General features: G+C 73.7%; 16 protein-coding genes and 1 pseudogene. 6 read left to right on the top strand and 11 right to left on the bottom strand.

Going from position 1 to position 21,924, the window contains the following annotated elements; translation table 11 throughout:
- Positions 1–74: 74 nt before the first annotated feature.
- Both ACFZBD_RS04720 and ACFZBD_RS04715 read right to left on the bottom strand, forming a co-directional pair.
- Positions 75–830, bottom strand: a complete 756-nt coding sequence (locus tag ACFZBD_RS04720) for a MerR family transcriptional regulator (protein ID WP_391135262.1) — start codon at positions 828–830, stop codon at positions 75–77.
- Between the two features lie 110 nt (positions 831–940).
- Positions 941–2,356, bottom strand: coding sequence for an AMP-binding protein (locus tag ACFZBD_RS04715; protein ID WP_391135259.1), 1,416 nt, complete (start codon positions 2,354–2,356; stop codon positions 941–943).
- Between the two features lie 187 nt (positions 2,357–2,543).
- On the opposite strand from ACFZBD_RS04715, the pseudogene ACFZBD_RS04710 reads away from it, so the two are divergent.
- A pseudogene (locus tag ACFZBD_RS04710) lies at positions 2,544–4,051 on the top strand (hypothetical protein).
- 101 nt (positions 4,052–4,152) lie between these two features.
- On the top strand, positions 4,153–4,620 hold the full coding sequence (locus ACFZBD_RS04705) for a hypothetical protein (RefSeq protein ID WP_391135255.1): 468 nt from the start codon (positions 4,153–4,155) through the stop codon (positions 4,618–4,620).
- 33 nt (positions 4,621–4,653) lie between these two features.
- Here ACFZBD_RS04705 and ACFZBD_RS04700 read toward each other — a convergent pair whose 3' ends face one another.
- Both ACFZBD_RS04700 and sph read right to left on the bottom strand, forming a co-directional pair.
- On the bottom strand, positions 4,654–6,144 hold the full coding sequence (locus ACFZBD_RS04700) for an amino acid permease (RefSeq protein ID WP_391135253.1): 1,491 nt from the start codon (positions 6,142–6,144) through the stop codon (positions 4,654–4,656).
- Positions 6,145–6,235: 91 nt separating this feature from the next.
- On the bottom strand, positions 6,236–7,267 hold the full coding sequence (gene sph / locus ACFZBD_RS04695; RefSeq protein ID WP_391135250.1) for a sphingomyelin phosphodiesterase: 1,032 nt from the start codon (positions 7,265–7,267) through the stop codon (positions 6,236–6,238).
- A 135-nt stretch (positions 7,268–7,402) separates the two neighbouring features.
- Between sph and ACFZBD_RS04690 the strand changes: the two genes are divergently transcribed.
- Together ACFZBD_RS04690 and ACFZBD_RS04685 are read left to right on the top strand one after the other, a co-directional pair.
- Entirely contained in the window at positions 7,403–7,891 is a 489-nt protein-coding gene (locus tag ACFZBD_RS04690) for a hypothetical protein (protein WP_391135247.1), read from the top strand.
- A 200-nt stretch (positions 7,892–8,091) separates the two neighbouring features.
- Complete coding sequence (locus ACFZBD_RS04685; RefSeq protein WP_391135961.1) at positions 8,092–9,072, top strand: oxygenase MpaB family protein; 981 nt, start codon at positions 8,092–8,094, stop codon at positions 9,070–9,072.
- Here the strand turns inward: ACFZBD_RS04685 and ACFZBD_RS04680 are convergent.
- The 7 genes from ACFZBD_RS04680 to ACFZBD_RS04650 form a co-directional block, all read right to left on the bottom strand.
- Complete coding sequence (locus tag ACFZBD_RS04680) at positions 9,044–10,411, bottom strand: GH1 family beta-glucosidase (protein ID WP_391135244.1); 1,368 nt, start codon at positions 10,409–10,411, stop codon at positions 9,044–9,046. The genes ACFZBD_RS04685 and ACFZBD_RS04680 overlap by 29 nt on opposite strands.
- A gap of 100 nt (positions 10,412–10,511) precedes the next feature.
- Positions 10,512–11,348 (bottom strand): ABC transporter permease subunit, encoded by an 837-nt coding sequence (locus ACFZBD_RS04675; protein ID WP_391135242.1) that lies wholly within the window; start codon positions 11,346–11,348, stop codon positions 10,512–10,514.
- Positions 11,345–12,316 (bottom strand): ABC transporter permease subunit, encoded by a 972-nt coding sequence (locus ACFZBD_RS04670; RefSeq protein ID WP_391135239.1) that lies wholly within the window; start codon positions 12,314–12,316, stop codon positions 11,345–11,347. The genes ACFZBD_RS04675 and ACFZBD_RS04670 overlap by 4 nt, the downstream gene beginning before the upstream one ends.
- Before the next feature lie 158 nt (positions 12,317–12,474).
- Positions 12,475–13,779 (bottom strand): extracellular solute-binding protein, encoded by a 1,305-nt coding sequence (locus ACFZBD_RS04665; protein ID WP_391135236.1) that lies wholly within the window; start codon positions 13,777–13,779, stop codon positions 12,475–12,477.
- 276 nt (positions 13,780–14,055) lie between these two features.
- Positions 14,056–15,084 (bottom strand): substrate-binding domain-containing protein, encoded by a 1,029-nt coding sequence (locus tag ACFZBD_RS04660; protein ID WP_391135233.1) that lies wholly within the window; start codon positions 15,082–15,084, stop codon positions 14,056–14,058.
- 233 nt (positions 15,085–15,317) lie between these two features.
- Positions 15,318–16,310, bottom strand: a complete 993-nt coding sequence (locus ACFZBD_RS04655; protein ID WP_391135230.1) for a hypothetical protein — start codon at positions 16,308–16,310, stop codon at positions 15,318–15,320.
- 338 nt (positions 16,311–16,648) lie between these two features.
- On the bottom strand, positions 16,649–18,223 hold the full coding sequence (locus tag ACFZBD_RS04650) for a M1 family aminopeptidase (protein ID WP_391135228.1): 1,575 nt from the start codon (positions 18,221–18,223) through the stop codon (positions 16,649–16,651).
- Between the two features lie 207 nt (positions 18,224–18,430).
- Between ACFZBD_RS04650 and ACFZBD_RS04645 the strand changes: the two genes are divergently transcribed.
- Both ACFZBD_RS04645 and ACFZBD_RS04640 read left to right on the top strand, forming a co-directional pair.
- A complete protein-coding gene (locus ACFZBD_RS04645; RefSeq protein ID WP_391135225.1) occupies positions 18,431–20,530 on the top strand; it encodes a Xaa-Pro dipeptidyl-peptidase in 2,100 nt (699 codons plus the stop codon).
- Positions 20,527–21,912, top strand: a complete 1,386-nt coding sequence (locus tag ACFZBD_RS04640; protein WP_391135222.1) for a M14 family zinc carboxypeptidase — start codon at positions 20,527–20,529, stop codon at positions 21,910–21,912. Before ACFZBD_RS04645 ends, ACFZBD_RS04640 begins: the two co-directional genes overlap by 4 nt.
- The last annotated feature ends 12 nt before the right edge of the window (positions 21,913–21,924 follow it).

Below are 21,924 nucleotides of genomic sequence, written 5' to 3'. Positions count from 1 at the left end.
GGCGGGGACCGCCCCCGGCCGGCTCACGGGTCCCGTGGCGCCGGCCGGGGCCGGTCCCGCCGCGCGGGCCGCGGTCAGTCCCGCTTCGCCTGACCGAACGCGGCCCGCAACTCCTCGCGCAGCGACCGCTGGAAAGCCGTGACGAGGGCCTGGACCACCATCGGCTGCATGTGCGCCGACAGCGACTTCATCGCCGCCAGATGGTCCGGGTCCGACGCGCGCTCGCGGTACGGGTTCCACACCTCGTCCTGGAACAGCCGGGACAGCTCCTGCGCCGCCGCCCGCGCGTGCTCCAGCAGGACGGTGCGGGAGGCCAGGATCGTCTCGTGCGCGATCGGCACGTCCAGCAGCTCGACACCGAGCCGCAGCAGCGTGCCGTCGAGACGGAACACCTCCGGGTCGGACCCCTGGTCGAGGACGCCCATCGCCGCGAGGCGCGCGACGTCCTGGTCGGTCAGCGCCCGCCCGGCCCGCCGCTCCAGCTCGCGCCGGGTGATCTCCTCGGCCGACTCGGGCGCCCAGGAGGCCACCAGCGCGCGGTGGATCGCCAGGTCCTGGGCGCTCAGCTCGGGCGGCAGCTGCTCCAGGTACCGCTCGATGGCGGCCAGCGTCATGCCCTGGCGCTGGAGCTCCTCGATCAGGGCCAGCCGCGACAGGTGCTCGGGGCCGTAGTGCCCGACCCGCCGGGGTCCGATCACCGGCGGCGGCAGCAGCCCCTTGGTGCCGTAGAAGCGCACCGTGCGCACGGTCACCCCCGCCCGCGCGGCCAGCTCGTCGACGGTGTACGTCGGCCCCTGCCCCTCCTGCCGCGCCCCGCTCTCGGTGGCCATCGCAGGCGCCTCGCTTCCCGTCCCCGTACCGTGCCGTCCCCGTTGGTGCAACAGTATTGCTGTCTCACCGGCGTTGTAAAAGGTGCGGGACGTCCCGGCCGTCCGCGGGGTCAGCGGGAGGCGGGGACGCGGCCGGTCACCACCACCGCGCCGTCGGGGGTGCGCCGCGCGAGGTCGCCGGTCCGGAGGTAGCCGTCGGGGGTGAAGGAGCGGACGTTCTCCTCGGGCGCCCGGTAGTAGCCGCGTGGGGTGTACGGGCCGCGGGCGAGGAGTTCGCCGACCTCGCCCGCGGGCACGTCCCGGCCGGCGCCGTCGACGATGCGGAGTTGGTCGTCGGGCGAGAGCGGGCGGGCCCCCGGGGCGGCGTCCTCGTCCGGTCCCACCGGCCGGCCCAGGAGGCACGGTCCCTCGGCCTTCGCGAGGACGTGCTGGATCCGGCAGCCCGGTGCGGCGCCGCCGATCCGTTCGGCGTCCGCCCGGTGCGGGGGCGCGCCCCCGAGCTGCACGAGGCGCAGGGTGCTCACGTCGGGCCGAGCCGTGGGGAGCGCGTCGAGCCACGGCCGGGCGACGTCGGGGCCCATCGACGCGACGGTGACCCGTTCCCGCTCGACGGCCGTCAGGCAGGCGGCGGGGTCGGGGTCCTCGACCAGGACGACGGTGCCGCCGACGGAGAGGGTGCCGACGATGCCGGGGCAGCCGAGGCCGAGCGGCGACTCGGCGGGCAGCGCGGACAGGTACACGTCGTCCTCGGTGAGCGCCACCCGCTCGGCGGCGGCCCGCGCCTGGTAGGCGTAGTCGTTGTGGGTGCGCGGAACGAGCCGGGGTGACGCGGGTGTGTCGGCGGAGAGCAGGAAGAACGCCACCTGGTCGGCGCTCTGCGGGAGGGCGGGCTCGGGGGCGGCGTCGATGGAGTCGAGCGGGGCGTACTGACAGCCCGACGGATCGGTCGTCAGGCCGCCGTACGGGGACGCGGTGCCGGGAGCCTCGTAGGTGAACACCCGCCGCAGGAACGGCCATCGGGCCGCGATGTCCGCCGTCATCGCGGTGTGGTCGAAGCCCGGGTACGCCGCGGGGCCGACGTGGCCGACGGCCTGGGTGAGCCGCACGAGGCCGGCCACCTCGGGCGTGCGGTACGCGAGCGGGCAGAGGACGGGGACCGCGCCCGCGCGCATCAGCGCGAAGACCGTGACGACGAACTCGGGGACGCTCGGCAGCTGGACGAGGACCCGCTGCCCGGGCCGGATGCCCCGCAGCCGGAACCCGGCGGCCCTGCGGTCCACCCGCCGGTTCAAAGCCGCGTAGGTGAGACGGATGTCGCCCTGGACGAGCGCGGTCCGGGGCCCGTACGCGAGGGCCCAGCCGCGCAGCAGGTTGTCCAGCGTGTTGCCCCGCCAGAGCCCGGCCGACCAGTAGCGGTCGACGAACTCCTCGGGCCAGGGTGTGCAGCCGTCGAGCATGGAGACGCTTCGCTTTCTGTCCCGGTGGCAGAGACCCGCGCCGACGACGGCGCGTGGCTTGTGATCCAATCCCGCGCCGCCCCCGCGGGCAATGCGCTGTCCCGACCATGCCCACCGCGCCCCCTCGGCGAAAGATCCAACCCCCGCCGCTGACCTGCCCCGACACCACCCCGAACCGCCCCACCACGGCGCAGGCCACGACCCCCGACAAAACCCGGAAGCGCCCCCGCCCCTCGCCGGGGCAGGATGCCGTTCCGTGAACCCTCTCCTGTCCGGCCTGGCCGCCAACCCGGCGCTCCCGCCCGATCTGGTCGACCGATTGATCGCGGTCGCTGACGACGACCTCGCGGCGGACCTGGCGGCCCGCCCGGACCTCACCCGCGCGCAGGCGGTCGCGTTGGTCTCGCGCCACGAGGAGAGCGCCTGGTACCTCGCACAGGGCAAGGTGACCGCCGCCGACATCGATCCGGCGCGGCTGCCACTGGCCGCTCTCGCCCTGCTCGGCCAAGGGGCCGGGTCTCCGGAGTGGGCCCGCCTGTTCGCCAGCGACCCGGCGGTCGAGCGCCGCGAACGGCTGGCCGCCTGCCCCGGTCTCCCGGCCGATGTGGTGGAGACGCTCGCCGCGGACGCGGACGCACGGGTCGTCGAGGAGCTCGCGCTGTGGACCACGCCGGAGACCGCCGCCGGACTGGCCGCGCATCCGTACGCGGAGGTGCGCCGCGCGGTGGCGGTCAACGAGGCGACGCCGCCGGCGGTGCTGGCGGCGCTGCTCACCGGCGACGGCCTCCCGCCCGCCGAGCGGTGCCGGGTCTGCGACCGGGAGGAGACGCCGTTCGTCCACGACCCGCACTGCCCCCGGCCGGACTGCGATCTGCCGCCGGACGCCTCCTGCGACGGCTCCCACCGGTCCGCCCTCCACGCCGTACGGGAGGCGGCGCTGCGCAACCCCGCCACACCCGCCGAGGCCGTCGTCGCCTTCACCGACGACCCGTCCCCGCTGCGCCGGTCGGCGCTCGCCGCCCGCTCGGACCTGCCCGCCGAGGTGACGCACGGCTCGCCGAGGACGCCTCGCCCCTGGTGCGGGCCGACCTCGCCGGAAACCCGGCGCTCGCCCCCGCCGTCATGCGCGTCCTCGCCACGGACCGCGCCGACGAGGTGCGCCGAGCCGTCGCCCACCACCCCCGGGTGCCCCTCGACACCCTCGCCTCCCTCGCCGGCGGCACCAGGATCGGCGCCGGCCTGCCGCCCCGGATCGCGGCCGCTTCGCCCGCGGAGGTGGAGCGGCTCGCCGCGTCACCGGACCCGGCCGTCCGGATGCTCGTCGCCCGACGGCGCGACCTCCCGGCTGCCGTCCGCGACGCGCTCACCACCGACCCCGACGCGAAGGTGGTCGCCTCCCTCGCCCCGCACCCCGGCCTCTCCGAGGCGCGGCTGCGCGCCATGGCCGACCGGCACGGAGGCCGGGTCGCCGCCGCGGTCGCGTCCAACCCGGACGCGCCCCCGGCGCTCCTCGAGGACCTGGCCCGGCACCGACCGACGCCCCGCAGAGCCCTCCACGCGATCGCCGGACACCGCCACGCCCCCGCGTCGGCGCTTCTTGCCTGCCTCGAAGACGCCAAGGCCCGACCGCTCGCGGCAGGCCATCCGTCCCTACCGCCCCGGACGCTCGTGGAGCTGCTCACCGACCCGGACGAGCGGGTGGCCGAAGCGGCGGCCGCCAACCCGTCGCTCCCGGCGGTCGTGAGGGAAGGGCTCGTGCCATAGGGGTCCGCGGGTCACGGTCGCCCCCGCCGTGGGGTGGGGCGTGTACATGACGCTAGAGTCACGTGCTTGTTCGAACAGAGGTGTGAGGGCAGGGGAGGGGCATGTACGCCGAACTCAGAGACACGGCCACCGAATTGGCCGGCGTCCTGTGGCGGGAGCACACCGTGTACCGGGAACGGGGCGGTGGGGTCGTCATCCGGGGGGAGCACGTCGGGCGGTGGATCAGCCTGGCGCCGACCGGGGGGAAGGACCAGGCGCGGGTGCGCGCCGGGCGGCTTCTCGACGGGGGGACCACAGCGCCCGCGCGGTCCGAGATCGTCGTCGACCTCTCGCTCGGGACGAGCGAGCTGGCCGCGGTCTGCCGGCGGCTGCTCGCCGACGTCGCGGCCGCCGATGACCGGCCGGCCGCCGCCGGCCGCGGGCGTGCGGCGCGCCCCCCGAAGCCCGGCCGTGAGCGCCGGGAGCGTCCGAGGCGCCACACCGGCGTGGGTTCCTGGCTGGTGCTGATCTGCGTGGTGGGTGTCGTGGGCCTGTGGGCCTACAGCGTGTTCGGCGCCGCCGGCTCCTGACGGCCACGTCCCCCGGCGGACCGGGCGGGGAGGTCAGTCCTCCGTGACCGGCGGTCCGACCACGGTGGTGCGGCCCTCGCGGAAGAAGCGCCGGTGCCGCACGCGGACCAGCAGCATCACCACCGCGCCCAGCACGATCGAACCGATCCCCAGCAGGAAGACGCCGCCGACGCCGCCGGCCGAGGTGGAGCCGTAGTCGGGGTCCGTCATGTCGTACGCGCCCCGCGCGAAGGCCGCCAGCATCATCAGGCCGCCCGCCAGCGGCATGACCCCCATGACCAGCAGGTTCCGCGCGGAGCGCCGCAGCTCCGCGCGGAAGTACCACACACAGGCGAAGCCCGTCACGCCGTAGTAGAACGCGATCAGCAGGCCGATCGACAGCACCGCGTCCCCCAGGAAGTCGGGGGAGACGAGCGTGAGCAGGACGAGGACGGCGGCGGTCGCGCAGCCGATGTACACCGTCCCGTACGCGGGTGTGAGGAAGCGCGGATGGGTGCGGCCGAAGGCCGCCGGCAGGGCGCCGTGCGCGGCCATCGACAGCGTGATCCGGGGCATGGCGCCGACCCCGGTCAGCAGCGCCCCCACGGCCGAGACGGCGATGGCGAGCGTGACGACCTTCCCCAGGGCGTCGCCGAGGACCGCCGGAGCGAGCCCGGTGAGGGCGTCGGCCGCCGTCTCCTCGTTGCCGAGCCCGAGCCCCGTGTCGCCCGTCCCCGCGAAGGAGAGCGCCGCGCAGGCCGTGAAGACGTAGGTGACGAGGAGGATCAGGGTCGACGCCACCGCCGCCCGGCCGGGTGTGCGCCCGCTGTCGACCGTCTCCTCGTTGAACGTGATCAGCGCGTCCCAGCCCCAGTAGATGAACAGACTCAGCAGCACCGACTCGGCGAAGGGCCCCCAGCCCCCGAACCCGAAGGGGTTCAGCCAGTCCGCCGAAGGGGTCGTCACACCGGCCCCGGCGAAGGCGGCCACCCCGAAGACGAGCAGCGCGAGGAGCTGCAGCCCGATCATCGCGTACTGCAGGTGGGCGGCGAGCTGGATGCCCCGGTACGCCACCAGCGTGGTCACGGCCAGCAGGACGACGGCGAGCGCCGTGACGGCGAAGGTGTCGTCGGCCGCCGCGTCGAGGCCGACGAGGGCGAACAGCGCGGTCGCGCCGACCTGCGCCAGCGTCGTCATCACCAGGACGGTGGCGATCAGGACCGCCCAGCCGCCCGCCAGCCAGCCGGCGGCCGGACCGAAGACGCGGGTCGTCCACACGAACGTGGCGCCGCAGTCCGGCATCCGGCGGTTCAGCTCCCGGAACGCGAACGCGGTGAGGAGGATCGGCACGAAGCCGAGGACCAGCGCGGCCGGCGCGAGGTCGCCGACCGCGAGGACCACCAGGCCGAGCGTCACGGCGATGCTGTATGCCGGGGCGACGGAGGCGAGGCCCAGCGAGATGGTCGCGAGCAGCCCCACGGAGTCGCCCCGCAGCCCCTTGTCGGTGAGGTGCGGGGCGGCGGGCGGAGATGGGTCGGTGGTCATGGCGGCCTCCCGGGAGGGAGACTACGACCGGAAGGCCGTGCTCGCCGGGCCGACGCGCCCGCCGACGTGATCACCCCGGCGAGCGAGCGGGTCAGCCCGCCGCGTACCCCGTCACCGGATAGTGATCACTGAGGTTGGTGTAGGTGTACCGGGTGCCCCAGCTGGAGACCGTCCACGGCGCGCTCCGCTCCAGCACCACGTCGTTCGTCCAGCCCGCGGGCCGGGCGTGGCCCGCGCGGTGCAGGACGTAGTCGAGGTCCTCGCGGGGGTCGTCCGGGTAGCGCTCGGAGGCGATCGAGTTCAGCTCGGTGTCGAAGGAGTACGGGTGTCCCGTGCGGGCCTGGGCGCCCGTGACGCCCAGGTCGGCCAGCATGGTGCCGTACTCCGCCGTGTGCGAGTCGACGTTGAGGTCGCCGGCCACCACGACCTGCTCGCCCGCCGGGATGTTCTTGGCGTCGAGGAAGGCGTCCATCGCCTTGAACTGGCGGCTGCGCGTCTGCGCCGCCTCCCCGGCGGAGCATCCCGGGTCGGTGGACTGGGCATGGGTGCCCACGACGTGGACCCTGGTGCCGTTCACGTCGAGGACGGTGTAGACGAAGCCCTTGTTCGAGTACCAGTCGGAGCCGCAGGCGTCCTTGTAGACGTACTGCTCCTTGCGGACGATCGGCCACTTGCTGAGGATGGTCACCCCGCCGTCCTCCGGGGTGGTGGCGGAGTACGCGCCGCCGGTGGCGTCCCAGCCGCTCTTGGAGCGCCCCATCACGGGGGTCTGGTGCGGGTACTGCCCGGCCGCGTTCGCCTTGAGGGCGTCGGAGGAGGCGTTGTCGAACGCCTCCTGGAGGACGACCACGTCGTTGCCCTGGAAGAAGGAGGCGGCGGGTATGGCCTTGGCCCGGTGGTCCTGTCCCCAGTTCGGGTAGAGGGTCTTGGAGAACAGGAACGCGTTGTAGGAGAGCACCTTGAGCCGGGGGGTCTCGGCGGCCGAGGCCGCGGAGGCGGTCGTCGCCAGCGTGGCGGCGGCGAGCGCGCCGGAGAGGGCCACGCCGAGGGCGCGACGCTGGAGCGGGACAAGCGGCACTGGAACTCCCGTAAGGTAGTGGGGGGTTGGACCGGCGCCGCACATCAAATCAGCCGTGGTTACCTTCCGGTAGCCGTTGGGTGCCGGGAATCTTGCGCGGGCCGCACCAGTGCGCCAACTCTCGCGCCGTCGAACCGATTCGCACGAAAATTCGTTTTTGCGACCAGGTAAGATGCGCGCATGACCCTCGCGCAGAATTCGACGATCTTCAACATGGACCTCGGTCCGCTCAACCCCGTCACGGCGGAGCTCATCCTCGGCGTCGTGCTGTTCGCCCTGACCTTCCTCATCCTGGCGAAGGGCATCCTGCCGAAGATCAACCGCACCCTCGCCGAGCGCGAGGACGCGATCGGCGGCGGCACCGAGCGCGCCGACGACCTGCGCGCCGAGGCCGCCGGGATCCGTGAGCAGTACGAGGCGGAGCTGGCCGAGGCCCGCCACGAGGCCGCCCGCATCCGCTCCCGCGCCACCGAGGAGGGTGCGGCCGCCATCGCCGCCGCCCGCGCCGAGGGCGTCGCCGAGCGGGACGCGATCCTCTCCGCCGGTGCCGAGCGCATCGCCGCCGAGCGGGCCGCCGCCGAGCGCGAGCTCACCGCCGACGTCGACGCCTGGGCCCACGCCCTCGCCGGTCGCATCGTCGGCGAGCCGGTCGGCGCCGACCGCGCCTGACCCGCACCGCACCACGTGTACGGGGCCGTGCCCCGGGCCCACGCCCGGGACACGGCCCCGACCCATATCCGCCCTTTGCCTGGTACGCCCCGGAAGCGCAGGCTGAGAGGGTGAGGAGAGAGAACGGCGTGACCGCACCGCAGGACCCCGCGAGCCCCGGCGAGACGACCGCCCTCCCCGCCGGGCCGCCACCAGCGGAGATGCCCGCACCCTCGCCCGCCGCCCCCGCGCCCTCGCCCGCCCCGGCCGAAACCGCCGCGCCCTCGCCCGCCCCGGCCGAGACGGCGGAATCCTCGCCCGCCCCGGCCGAAACCGCCGCGCCCTCGCCCGCGCCGCCGCCCGTCGGCGGAGTGCTGTGGAGCGTCGCCGGAGACGTCCGCGCGCTGCTGATGCTGCCCGCCGCCCTCACCATGCAGGTCGCCCACCCCGCCGTCGGCGCCGGAGTCGACGAGCACTCCGTCTTCCGCACCGACCCCTGGGGCCGCGGCGAGCGCTCCCTGCGCTCCGTCATGCTGTGGGTGTACGGCGGCGAGGCCGCGGCCGAGGAAGGGCGCCGGCTGCGGCGGCTCCACCGCACCATCCAGGGCACCGACGCCCACGGCCGCCGCTACCACGCGCTCACCCCCGCCCATTACGCCTGGGTCCACGCCACCGGGTTCCCCGTCTACCGGCACGGGCTGCGCTACCTCCACCGCCCGCTCACCCCGGACCAGGAGCGCCGGCTCTACGCGGAGTGGCTCCAGGTCGGCCGGATCCTCGGCATCCACGACCGGGACATGCCCCGGACGATCGAGGAGTTCTGGCCGTACTACCGCGCCGTGCTCCGCGACGAGCTGGAAGCCACCGTCGTCGTCCGCGAGCTCGTCGACCCGGACCAGCCGGTGCCGCCGCCCGACCGCGGGCCGCTGCCGCTCCGGCTCCTGCTGCGACTGCTGTGGCCGCTGATCCTGCCCCGGTTCGCCCGCTTCCGGTACTTCGTCACCGTCGGGCTCATGCCCCCGGACGCCCGCGAGGCCATCGGGCTGACCTGGAGCGACCGCCAGGAGAAGCGGCTGCGCCGCTTCGCCCTGGTCGTCCGCACCCTCGTCCCCCTCCTCCCCGAGCGGCTGCGCTATCTGCCCATGGCGCGCGAGGCCCGCCGCCGCGCCCGGCTCAGCGGAGCAGCCCGCCGCGCGCGATGACCTGCGCGTACCAGCGTGCGCTGTCCTTCGGGGTACGGCGCTGGCTCGCGAAGTCGACGTACACGATCCCGAACCGCTTGCCGTAGCCGTACGCCCACTCGAAGTTGTCCAGCAGCGACCAGAGGAAATAGCCGCGCACGTCCGCCCCGTCGGCGATCGCCCGGTGCGTCGCCGCGAGGTGCGCGTCCAGGTAGGCGACCCGCTCGGGGTCGTGGACCGCGCCCTCCGGGTCGGCGTAGTCGTCGTAGGCGGCGCCGTTCTCGGTGATCAGCAGGGGCACCCCCGGCAACTCGTCGCGCAGCCGCACCAACAGGTCGTACAGCCCGTCCGCGTCCACCGGCCAGTCCATCGCCGTCCGCGGCCCCGGCGCCGGCAGGAACCGCACCCGCTCGGCGGCGCCGGGCCACGGCGAAGGCGTCTCCGACGTGCCCGCCGCGACGACGGACGGGGAGTAGTAGTTGACTCCGAGCGAGTCGATCGGCGTCGAGATCGTCTCCAGATCGCCGTCCCGGACGAAGGACCAGTCCGTGAGGTGTGCCGTGTCGGCCACCAGATCGTCCGGGAGCCGGCCGTGGAAGACCGGATCGAGGAAGAGGCGGTTGCCGACCGCGTCGATCCGCCGGGCGGCGTCCCGGTCCTCCGGTGCATCCGAGAGCGCCCTGACGGCGTGCAGATTGAGCGTCAGCGACACCTCGGACGAGGCGGGAAGCGCCCCGCGCAGCACCCGCGCGGCCAGGCCGTGCGCGAGGTTGAGGTGGTGGGCGGCGCGCAGGGCGTCCGCCTCGTCGGTACGACCGGGGGCGTGGACCCCGGAGCCGTACCCCAGGAAGGCCGCGCACCAGGGCTCGTTGAGGGTCGTCCAGGTGGATACCCGGTCGCCGAGCGCCTCGGCGGCGAGGGAGGCGTACTCCGCGAACCGCTCGGCTGTCGCGCGCTCCGGCCAGCCCCCGGCGTCCTCCAGCTCCTGGGGCAGGTCCCAGTGGTACAGCGTGGCCACGGGCCGGATCCCCGCGTCGAGCAGCTCGTCGGCCAGCGCGCGGTAGAAGTCCAGGCCCTTCTGCGCGGCCGGCCCGCGGCCGGTCGGCTGGACCCGGGGCCAGGAGAGGGAGAAGCGGTAGTCGGTGAGCCCCACCTCCTTCATCAGGGCGACGTCCTCGCGCACCCGGTGGTAGTGGTCGGCGGCGATGTCACCGGTGTCGCCGTTGCGCACCTTGCCCGGAATCCGGCTGAAGGTGTCCCAGATCGACGGCGTACGGCCGTCCTCGGCCGCCGCACCCTCGATCTGGTAGGCGGCGGTGGCCGAGCCCCAGCGGAAGCCGGCAGGGAAGAGAGCGTTCATGGGTGAGGAACTCCCGTGACGAGGAAGAGGCGAAAGGAGTGAGAAGCGGCGAGAAGGAGGGGAGGCGGGGCGCCGACCGCGGCCGGTGGCGGCCGGCCGGTCAGCCCTTGACCGCGCCCTGCATGATGCCGCCGACGATCTGCCGGCCCAGCAGGCCGAAGACGAGCAGCACGGGCAGCGTGCCCAGCAGCGTCCCCGCCATGATCACCGACTGGTCGTGCACGTACCCGCCGCCCAACTGACGCAGCGCGACCTGCACGGTCGGGTTCTGCGAGGAGAGGGCGACGATCGGCCAGAAGAAGTCGTTCCAGGCGGCCATGAAGGTGAGCAGCCCGAGGACGGCCATCCCCGGCCGGGCGATCGGCACCACGATCGACCAGAAGATCCGGGCGGAGGAGGCGCCGTCGACCCGGGCCGCCTCGATCAGCTCGTCCGGCAGGGACTGCACCAGGTACTGGCGCATGAAGAAGACCCCGAAGGCGGAGACGAGTCCGGGCAGGATCACCGACTGGAGCTGGTTCACCCAGCCCAGTTCGGCGATGACCATGAAGAGCGGGATCACGCCGAGCTGCGGCGGGATCATCATCGTGCCGACGGTGAGCGCCAGCAGCGCGCCCCGGCCGCGGAAGCGCAGCTTGGCGAAGGCGAACCCGGCGAGCGTGCAGCAGAGCACGGTGCCGACGGTGATCGACCCGGAGACGACGAGGGAGTTGAGGAGCGCCGTGCCGATGTCGGCCTCCTCCATCACCGCCCCGAAGTTGTGGAAGAGGTTCGACCCCGGCAGCAGGGTCGGCGGGACCTGCGCCAGATCGGCGTTGGAGCGGCTGGCGGCCACGATGGTCCAGTAGAACGGGAACGCGGAGACGAGCACGGCGAGGATCAGGATCGCGTAGGTGATCCTGCCGCCGTGCCCCGTGCGGGCGGTGCGCGCGGTCATGCCCGGCCCTCCTCTCGACGTGAACGGCCGCGGGCGATCAGGGCGTTGACCCCGACCAGGAGCAGGATGAGGAGGAACATCAGCCAGGCGATCGCGGCCGCGCGGCCCAGATGGAAGAAGCCCCAGCCCTGTTCGTACAGATAGAGCCCGAGGGTCTGGTATTGGTGCGAGATGCCGCCCGAGATCGATCCCTCGAAGAGCAGCGGCTCGCCGAAGAGCTGGGTGGCGCCGATGGTGGAGACGACGGTGGTGAAGACGATCGTGGGCCGCAGACCGGGCAGGGTGACATGGACGAACTGCCGCCAGCGGGACGCCCCGTCCATCTCCGCCGCCTCGTACAGCTCCGACGGGATCGACTGCATGCCCGCGAGGTAGATCAGCGCGTTGTAGCCGGTCCAGCGCCAGACGACGATCGACGACACGGCGATCTGCGAAGCGAGCGTGCCGTTCTGCCAGTCGACCGGGCCGAACCCCACCAGCGACAGGACGTAGTTGACCAGCCCGAAGTCCCGGCCGAAGAGCTGGGCGAAGACGAGGGTGGCGGCGGCGACGGAGGTCGCGTACGGCAGGAGCATGGCGGTACGGAAGAAGGTCCGGCCGCGCAGCTTGTAGTTGAGCAGGTGCGCCAGGCCGAGCGCCATCGCCAGCTGCGGCACGGTGGACAGGACCCCGATGGTGAACGTGTTGCGCAGCGCGGTCCAGAAGAACTCGTCGGTGAGCAGCGCGGTGTAGTTGCCGAAGCCGCGCCACTCCATGTCCCCGGGGGTCTGCAGCTCGACCCGGTAGAGGGAGACGAAGGCGGTGTAGAGCAGCGGGAAGAGCCCGAAGGCGGCGAACAGGGTGAAGAACGGGGCGAGATAGGCGTACGGGACGAGGGTGGCCCACCGGCTGCGGCGGGTGCCGCCGGTGGACCGGGCCGACGGCGGCGGGACGGGGGCCGTCGTCGGCCCGGAGGCGGTGAGGGTCACGGTGCGGCCCTTCGGTCGGTCGGGGGAGGCGAGCGAGGCAGGGGGATGGGGGAGACGGGGAGGGGGCGGAGCCGGGCGGGGGCAGAGGCGGGGACGGCCCCCTCGCCCCGGCCCCACCCGGGGCCCGGCTCAGCCGGTGGCGTTGCCGGGGGTCCGGCTCAGCCGGTGGCGTTCTCCACGCCCTTGCGCGCGTTCGACCACGCCTTCTCCGGGGACGTGCCCTTGCGCTCCACCTCGCTCAGCGCGTTGGTGATCTGGTCGGCGACGTTCTTGTCGTGGACCCCGAGGACCTGGACGGGAGCCGCCTTCGCCGCGTCGCCGAAGATCGTGCCGATCGGGGCGCCGGAGAAGTACGGGTCCGTCGCCGACGCGACCTGCGCGATCGCGCCGGTCGAGGAGGGGAAGTTGCCCTGCTTCCTGAAGAGCGCCGCCTGCTGGGCCGGAGCGGTCAGCCACTGGATCAGCTCGTAAGCCTCCTTCTTGTGCTTCGCCGCGCGCGGCACGGAGAGGTAGGAGCCGCCCCAGTTCCCGGCGCCGCCGGGCAGCTTGGCGATGTCCCACTTGCCCTTGCCGGCGTCACCGGCCTGGCCCTTGATGTAGCCGAGCATCCAGGCGGGGCACGGGAGCGTGGCGAAGGAGCCGGCGGAGAACGCCTGGTTCCACTGCGGCGACCACTGGTCGAGCTTGGCGCTCAGGCCGGCCTTCGCCGCCTGCGTCGACGTCTCCCAGGCGTGCTTGACGGCCGGGTTGTCGGCGTAGATCAGCTTGCCCGAGGCGTCGTAGTAACGCTCCTTCTCCTGACCGACCATGACGGTGTAGAGGCTGCCGACGCTGTCCAGCCACGCGCTCTTGCCCGGGGCCTTGGCCTGGTACTGCCTGCCGAGCTCCAGGTACCCCTCCCAGGTGGACCACTTGCGCGCCAGCTCGGTGCGGTCGGTCGGCAGCCCGGCCTGCCGGAAGAGGTCGGTGCGGTAGCACATCGCCTCGGGGCCGACGTCCGTGCCGAGACCGAGGACCTTGCCGTCCTTCGTCGTCGCGCCGGCCCAGGTGGCGGGAGCGAACTCGCCCTCGAGCTTGGCGGCGCCGTACCGGGTCAGGTCCTCGAACTTGTCCGCCTGCTGCTGGGTGACGGAGGCGATCCGGCCGACCTCGATGCCCTGGACGTCGGCGAGCCCGCCCCCGCCGGCCAGCCGGGTCTGCAGCGACTTCCAGTAGTCCTGCTCGTCCTCCGTGTCGGTCTGCTTGATTGTGACGTTCGGGTGGAGCTTCTCGTACGCGGCGTACAGCCCGGCCTCCTTGTAGCCGAACGAGCCGAAGAGGTCGACGGTGATCGTGACCTTCCCGCCCGCGCTGTCGGAGGCGCCGTCGGATCCCCCGGATCCACAGGCGGCGAGGAGGGCCCCGGCGAGGGCGACCGCGCCGAGTCGGACGGCGGTTCTCCTGGCGGCTCGGGCAGTGGGCATGGAAGCCTCCCTTGGCTTCGAAAGTCCGTCGAGAACGCTCGGCAGAAGCCGTGGGCCGGGTTTTGAGAGCGCTCTCAAGAATGCGTCTGGAGCGTGCCTCCCCGGCGATGCTCCCGTCAAGAGCCGAACGCGAAACAGTTCCCGGAGACGGACCCCGAAGGGGGCCGGTGCGGAGGTGCGCGGAGGATCAGGCGACGGCGCGGAGAGGGTGGGCAGAGGGGCGTACGCGGTCGGTCGACGACGCGCGGGGGGTTCGGGCGGCCGCGTCCCGGGGGCTCAGGCGGAGGCGCGCAGGACCAGTTCCGTCGGGGTGATCACGGACTCGGCGCCCTCGCCGTCCAGGGTGCGCATCAGCAGCCGTACCATCAACCGACCCATGCCCTCGATGTCCTGATGGACCGTCGACAGCGGCGGGTCGGTCGCCTCCGCGACCTGCCGCATGTCGTCGAAGCCGACGAGGGCGACGTCCTCCGGCACCCTGCGGCCCTGCTCGCGCAGGACCCGCAGCGCCCCGGACGCCATGAGGTCGTTCGCCGCGAAGACGGCGTCCAGGTCGGGCCGCCGCCGCAGGAGCGCGGCCATCGCCCGGGCCCCGCTCTCCTCGGTGAACGCCCCCTCCTCCACCAGCGCGGGGTCGGCGTCGGGCAGCTCGTCGCGGTAGCCGTCGAGCCGGTCGAGCGCGGAGGTCTGGTCGCCCGGGCCCGTGATGTGGGCGATGGTCCGGCGGCCGAGCGTACGGCGGAGATGGCGGACGGCGGCCCGTGCGCCGCCGCGGTTGTCGCAGTCGACGTAGGGGACCGCGGGCTCGTCCGCGGGTCCCGTCCAGCCCGGCCGTCCACCGAAGACCGTCGGGACCTGCACGCGCCGGACGATCGAGGGCAGTTCGTCGTCGTTGTGCAGCGAGAAGGCGAGCGCGCCGTCGACGTGGCCGCCGCCGAGGTAGCGGGCGATCCGCTCGTGGTCGCCGGGCCCCTCCACCCAGAGGAGCACCAGTTGGGCGTCGTGCGCGGTCAGCTCGCGGCTGATGCCCCGTACCTGCTGCTCGAAGAAGGGGTCGGAGAAGATCCGGAACTCCGGCTCGGCGATGATCACGGCGACGGCGCCGTTGCGCCGGGTCACCAGGGTCCTGGCCGCGTGGTTGGGGATGTAGCCCAGCTCCTCCACGGCCTTGCGCACCTTCTCCACGAGGATCTCGCGGACACCCGCCCCGCCGTTGACGACCCGCGACACCGTCGCCCGGGAGACTCCGGCGCGCGCGGCGACGGCTTCCAGGGTGGGGCGCGCCCCGGACGTCGGCTCGCTCAAGGCTGGCTCCTCACGGACGGGACCACGGGGGCCGGCGGCGGACGGGAGCGGCCGGCGGTGGACGGGGGACGACGGTGCTGACAGGGAAGAGGTTAACGGGTGGCCGACATCCGGGGGCGGGACGTGAAAGCGCTCTCACCTGCCGTCACCGGCTCACGAGGCCCCTGTCGCCGTCGCGGTCGGCGCCCGGCGGCGGCAGCCCCCTGCCGCGGTCCGTTGCCCGGCGGCGGTCGTCAGCCGCGCCGCAGGACGTCGACGCTCGGCAGCGAGCGGTGGCGGTGGTGCGCCTCGGCGATCCCCGCGAGCGCGGGACGGTCCAGGGCGCGGTAGGCGAGGGCCAGCAACTCGGCCGCGTACGCCTCCCGCTCGGGCTCGCCGTACGACGCCCAGTGCAAATCCCGGCCGAGCGCCAGCGCCTCGGCCGGATCGCCGGCGGCGGCCCATCGCAGGGCCTCCTCGCGGGCCTTCCGGAGCGCGGCCGGGTCGTCGAACAGCTCCTCCACGAAGGTGCCGAAACGGTACGCGTCGGCGGCGCCGTGCGGCGGTCGGTCCAGCGCGGTCGCCCCGGTCACCAGGGCGCCCGCCCCGTCCAGGGTGGTGACCCGGTCGGCGTCGACCGCCCCGTGGCCGTACTCGTACGTCTGCGCGTAGGCGAGGCCCGTCTCCGTGCGCTCCGCCGTCTCGAAGCCGAGGAGCAGACCGCGCAGCGCGCCGAGGTCGGCGAGCCGGGCCGTCTCCGCCTCCTCGCCGTCGGCCGCGTACGCGGCGAGATCGCGCTGCGCCGCCTCGACGCGGCCCCGCAGCGCCTCCAGCGGGGTGCGGTGACGGCGCTCGACGTCGTCGCCGTCGTTGGTCCAGTACGAGGCCACGCCCGCGCACGTGCGCCCGTCGTCGGACCAGAGGCCGAAGTGCAGCCCGTCGGAACCGCCGTGCAGGAAGGTCAGGAACTCCGGCGGATCGCGGTAGTAGCGGCCGTGCATCCGGATGTCGAGCCCGTCGCGGGGCAGGGCGTCGGGGTCGGCGAAGAGGTCCGTCACGCCGCAGGGCGCGACGCCCAGGTCGCGCAGCGCCCGGCGCTCCACCGGCCCGAGAGCGGCGAGGAAGTCCAGGAAGCGGAGGAAGGAGGCGGGCGGTTCGAGCCCCCACTCGGCGCCGATCCGCCGCACGACGGCGTCCCGCACCGCCGGATCGCCGTACCGCTCCCCGTCCGTCACCACGTCCCCCACCCCGCCCGTCTCCCTCGTCCGTCCACGCGTCCGGCCGCGCACCTGGTCATGCCGTCGGTGAGCGTATCCGGAGCACGGACGCGCCCCTTCCCGCCCCTGGGGGAGGGCGGGAAGGGGCGCGACGCCGTACCGGCGCACACGGCGACCGGCGCGTACGGCGAGCGTGGCGGCCGCGGCGACCTGCGTGCGGATCGGTCAGCGTGCGGATCGGTCGGCGTGCGGATCGGTCGGCGTGCGGATCGGTCGGCGTGCGGAGCGTCACCGTGCCGACAGATCACCGTGCCGACGGATCACCGTGCGGACGGATCACCGTGCACGGATCCGCCGCCCGGGTCGGGTCAGTGTGCGTCCCGAGCGCCGTGCTCGTGCACGGTGTTCGTCTGCGCGATCTTCTTCCACGACCGGGGCTGCACGGGCTTGGCACGTCCCGGGAGCGCGGCCGGAGCGTCGGCGCCGGCGGACGAACGGGCCGCCGACCGGCCCGGCGCCGCCGCGCCGCCCGCTTCCGTCCCCGCCGCGGTCGGCGCGGCCGGCTTCACCGGCTGGTAGAGCCAGGTGTCGAAGAGCCCCGCCAGCGGCTTGCCCGAGATCCGCTCGGCGTACTTCACGAAGTCGGCGACCCTGGCGTTGCCGTAGGCGAACTCCGTCGGCCAGCCCTTCAGAATGGCGAAGAAGTCCTCGTCGCCGATCTCGTTGCGCAGTGCCTGGAGGGCCAGGGCGCCCCGGTCGTAGACGGCGACGTGGAACTGGTCGTCCGGGCCCGGGTCGCCCGGCTTCACGGTCCAGAACGGGTCGTCGGCCGCGCGGGTGGAGTAGACGTAGTCCGCCAGCTCCTGCGCGGTGCCCTCGCCCTCCTTCTCCGACCACAGCCACTGGCTGTAGCGGGCGAAGCCCTCGTTGACCCAGATGTCCTTCCAGCGGTCGACGGAGACGCTGTCGCCGTACCACTGGTGCGCCAGCTCGTGCACGACCACGGAGACGTTCGCGCCGTTGGCGAACTGGCGCGGGCTGTAGAACGGCCGGGTCTGCGTCTCCAGCGCGTACCCGCTGGTCACGTTGGGGACGTACCCGCCGAGCGCGTTGAAGGGGTACGGTCCGAAGACCTCCTCCAGCCACTCCGCGACCTCGGTCGTACGCTCGATGCTCGCCCGCGCCGCGCCCGCGTTGTCGCCGAGGTCCCTGCTGTACGCGTTGAGGACCGGCAGCCCGTTCGCCGTCTTGTCGGTCGTGATGTCGAACTTCCCGACCGCGAGGGTGGCCAGATAGGTCGCCTGGGGCTTGTTCGAGCGCCAGTTGTAGCGGGTCCAGCCGAGCCGCGACGACTGCGACTGCAGCACGCCGTTGCTGATGGCCTGGGTGCCGTCCGGGACCGACACGGAGACGTCGAAGGTGGCCTTGTCCAGCGGGTGGTCGTTTGACGGGAACCACCAGGCCGCCGAGTCCGGCTCCTGCGCGGCGACGCCCCCGTCGGGGGTGCGGTGCCAGGCGGTCCAGCCGCCGATCTTCACCTCGGAGGGCTTGCCGGCGTAGCGCACCACGACGGAGACGGACCGGTTCTTCTCCAGCGGGGCGGCCGGGGTGATCTCCAGCTCCTGCTCGCCGGAGGTGGTGAAGCGGGCCTTCTTGCCGTTCACCCGGACCTCGCTGACCTTCAGTCCGAGGTCGAGGTTGAAGCGGGAGAGGTTCTGCTTCGTGGTGGCGAGGATCGTCGCCGTCCCCTCCAGCAGGTCGGTGGCGGGCTGGTAGGTCAGCCGCAGGTCGTAGTGGGAGACGTCGTAACCGCCGTTCCCACTGGCCGGGTAGTAGGGATCGCCGATGCCCGGGGCGCCCGGAACGAAGTCGGCGGCCGATGCCGGGATCGCCAGCAGGAGGGAGGCCGCGAGAGCGCTCGGAACGATGATTCTGCGGTGCACAGGAGCTCCAAGTCGGGAGACGTCAGAGAAGTAAGACGTGCGGGTAGCCGTCGGTCCTTATCGACACTATTCAGGCCCCTCGACGGTCGTCATGTCCATGGGCACTCCTGTCACACGATCGCCATTCGGCCGACATGAAGCATCCGCACCGCCCGGCTCCCGACGGCACTCTTTTGCTCGGGAGTTGACGACGGTACGTTCCGCCTCATGCCGATACGTGTGCGGACAACCCGCGGAGCCCGTCTGTCGTGCAGAACCCTGGTGCTGGCCGCCACGGCCGCCCTGACCACCGCGCTCCTCACCCCGACCGGAGCCCAAGCGGTCCCGTCCCCTGCGGGGACGCAAGCGGCCCAGGACCCGACCGGAACCCGAACGGCCCTCGCCCCCACCGGCGTCCACGCCCCGGCCGCGACGGCCTCCCCCTCCCGGGCGCCGCTACGGGAGTCGGCGCCGGTGTACTCCTACCCCGACGCCGTCCGGGAGTCCGTCTCGGTGGACACCGGCCTCGACGGCGACGGGGACGGCCGCTCCGACCGGGTCGCCGTCGACATCGTCCGGCCCCGGGAACCCGCCGCCACCGGCCGGAAGATCCCGGTCATCATGGACGCCAGCCCCTACTACGCCTGCTGCGGCCGGGGCAACGAAGGCCAGAAGAAGACCTACGACGCCGACGGCGACCCCGTCCTGTTCCCGCTCTTCTACGACAACTACTTCGTGCCGCGCGGCTACGCCTTCGTCGCCGTCGACCTCGCCGGCACCAGCCGTTCCGACGGCTGCGACGACGTCGGAGGCCCGTCCGACGTCCGGTCCGCCAAGGCCGTCGTCGACTGGCTGAACGGCCGGGCCCGCGGCTACACCACCCTCAGCGGCGCCACCCGCGCCCGGGCCACCACCTGGTCCACCGGCCGGGTGGGCATGATCGGCAAGAGCTGGGACGGCACCGTGGCCAACGGAGTCGCCGCCACCGGCGTCGAAGGGCTGGAGACGATCGTCCCGATCGGCGCGATCTCGTCCTGGTACGACTACTTCCACTCCCAGGGCGCCCCGCTCTACGACGCCAACCCCAGCTGGCTCTCCGACTACGTCAACAGCCCTGAGGCGCGCGGGCGTTGCGGGGCCGTCCAGGAACGCATCACGGCCGCGACCCCCTACAGCGGGGACTGGACCCGGGCCTGGAGCGAGCGCGACCACGTCGCCGACGCCGGAAAGGTGAAGGCGAGCGTCTTCGTCGTGCACGGGCAGCAGGACCTGAACGTCCGCGCCGGGCAGTTCGGCCGCTGGTGGGAGGCCCTCGCCGCCCGGGGCGTCGAACGCAAGATCTGGCTCTCGCAGACCGGGCACGTCGATCCCTTCGACTTCCGCCGCGCCGACTGGGTCCGCACCCTGCACCGCTGGTTCGACCACTACCTCCTCGGTTACGAGAACGGCATCGACCGTGAGCCGATGGCGGACATCGAGCGGGCCCCGGACCGCTGGTCCACCGACCGCGTCTGGCCGCCGCGAGGCACCGAGCCCACCACCCTGCGCCCGGCCGAGGGAGCGGCGCCCGGCGTCGGCCGCCTCGGAAGGACCCCGGCCGCGCCCGGCGCCACCGCGCGGTTCACCGACGACCCGAGCCTCGGGGAGAACGACTGGGCCGCGCGGATCGACACTCCCACCCCCGCCAAGGCCGGGTTCGTCACCCGCCCGCTCAGCCGTGACCTGCGGCTCGCCGGCTCCTCGAAGGTGACGGTCACGGCGACGCCGACGACCGCGACGGCGCATCTGACGGCCGTCCTCGTGGACATCGGCCCGGACACCATCCGTGACTACGGGTCAGCCGGCGAGGGCATCACCACCCTGCCCGACCGGAGCTGCTGGGGCGCGAGTACCCCCGGCGACAGCGCCTGCTTCAAGGAGACCGAGGCCCGTACGGCCGACGTCGGTCACACCGTCGTCAGCCGGGGCTGGGCGGACCTCGGGACCTGGGCCGACCCGCGCAAGGGCCGGCCGCTGACCCCCGGGAAGGCGTACACGATCACGATCGACCTGGCGGCGACCGACCACGTCGTCCCGGCCGGCCACCGGCTCGCCCTGATCGTCGGCGGCACCGACAAGGGACTCCTCGACCCTCCGTCGACCAGGCCCACCATCACCCTCGACCTGGGCCGTACCTCGGCGCGGCTGCCGCTGGTCGGCGGCGCACCCGCCTTCGCCCGGGCCACGTCCGGACCCTGGACCGCCGCCCCGGCCCCGACCGTACGGGCGCCGCACGGCCTGACCGTCCCGGAGCGCTCCGGTCACCCGATCCCGGGAGGCCCGCGATGACCCGTCCTCCCTCCCGACGGTCCGCGCGCGGTGCCGGCCGGCGTCCGTTCGCGCTCGCGATCGGCGTCGCCGCCCTCGTCCTTCCGCTCGTCACCGTCCCCGCCGAGGCCGCCGGGAGCACGCCGCCCGCGCCGCTCCCGCGGACCGGCTTCGAGACGAGCCAGGGCGCCCGCTGGACCACGCAGGCCGAGGAACGGGCCTTCCTGGCGGCGGTGGACCGCGGCAGCGACCGCGTGTCCGTCCGTTCCATCGGGACCACGAAGCAGGGCCGCCCGATCCGCCTGGCGACACTCGGCGCGAGCGGGCCCGGCGGCCCGCACCCCGCGGGAGAGGAGGGGGACGCGGACGCGGACGACGGCTCCCGGGCGCGCGCCACCGTACTCCTCGTCTGCAGCCAGCACGGTGACGAGCCGTCGGGTCGGGAGGCCTGCCTGAGCACCGTCCGCGACCTGGCGTACGCACGGGACGCGAAGACCCTCCGCTTCCTCTCCCGTACCACCGTCCTGGTCGTCCCGACCGCCAACCCCGACGGGCGGGAGGCCGACACCCGGGGCAACGCCGACGGCGTCGACGTCAACCGCGACCACCTCGCCCTCACCACCGCCGAGGGGCGCGCGCTCGCGGCCGTGATCAGGGACCGGCGCCCGGAGGTGATCCACGACCTGCACGAGTACAGCGGCACCTCGCCGTACTACGACAAGGACCTGCTGGCGCTCTGGCCCCGTAACCCCAACACCGCCGCCCTGGTCCACGACGAGGCGCACACCCTCTCGGAGTCCTACGTCCGGCCGGCCGCCGGCGCGGCGGGCTTCGGCAGCGGGATCTACGGCATCTGGACCGACCCGCTGACCGGGCGGCCGATCAAGCAGGTCGCGGGGGACGGACAGGAGCGCATCCTGCGCAACACCGCCGGCGTCAAGCACGCCGTCGGGCTGCTCGTCGAGACCAGGGTCGAGGCGCTGAGCGCGGCGGAGAAGGACGACCACGCCCGTAACCAGCGGCGCAGGGTGACCACGCAACTCACCGCCCTCAAGGGCGCCTTCGCCTTCGTCGAGGAGCGGCGCGGACCGCTCCTCGCGGCCACGGCGGCGGCCCGGCGCGCGGGCTTCGCCGACCGCGGTCCGGTCCTGCTCGGCGGCGCCGACAACGACCCGCCGACACCGGCGGAGACCCTCGTCGACCCGCCCTGCGGCTACCGCCTCGACGGACGGCGGTACGCCGAGGTCGGCGACGAGCTGGCCCTGCACGGGATCACGGTCCGGCGGAGCGGTGACGGCTGGTTCGTCCCGCTGCGGCAGTCGCGGCGCGCGCTCGTCCCGCTCCTGCTGGACGGCCGCGCGACCTACCGGCTGACCGACGGACAGCCCGTGAAGGTCTGTTGATCCGCCGACTTC

Source organism: Streptomyces sp. NPDC008121 (assembly GCF_042957155.1).
Lineage (GTDB): Bacteria > Actinomycetota > Actinomycetes > Streptomycetales > Streptomycetaceae > Streptomyces.
This window is presented reverse-complemented; position numbering and strand designations above follow the sequence as displayed.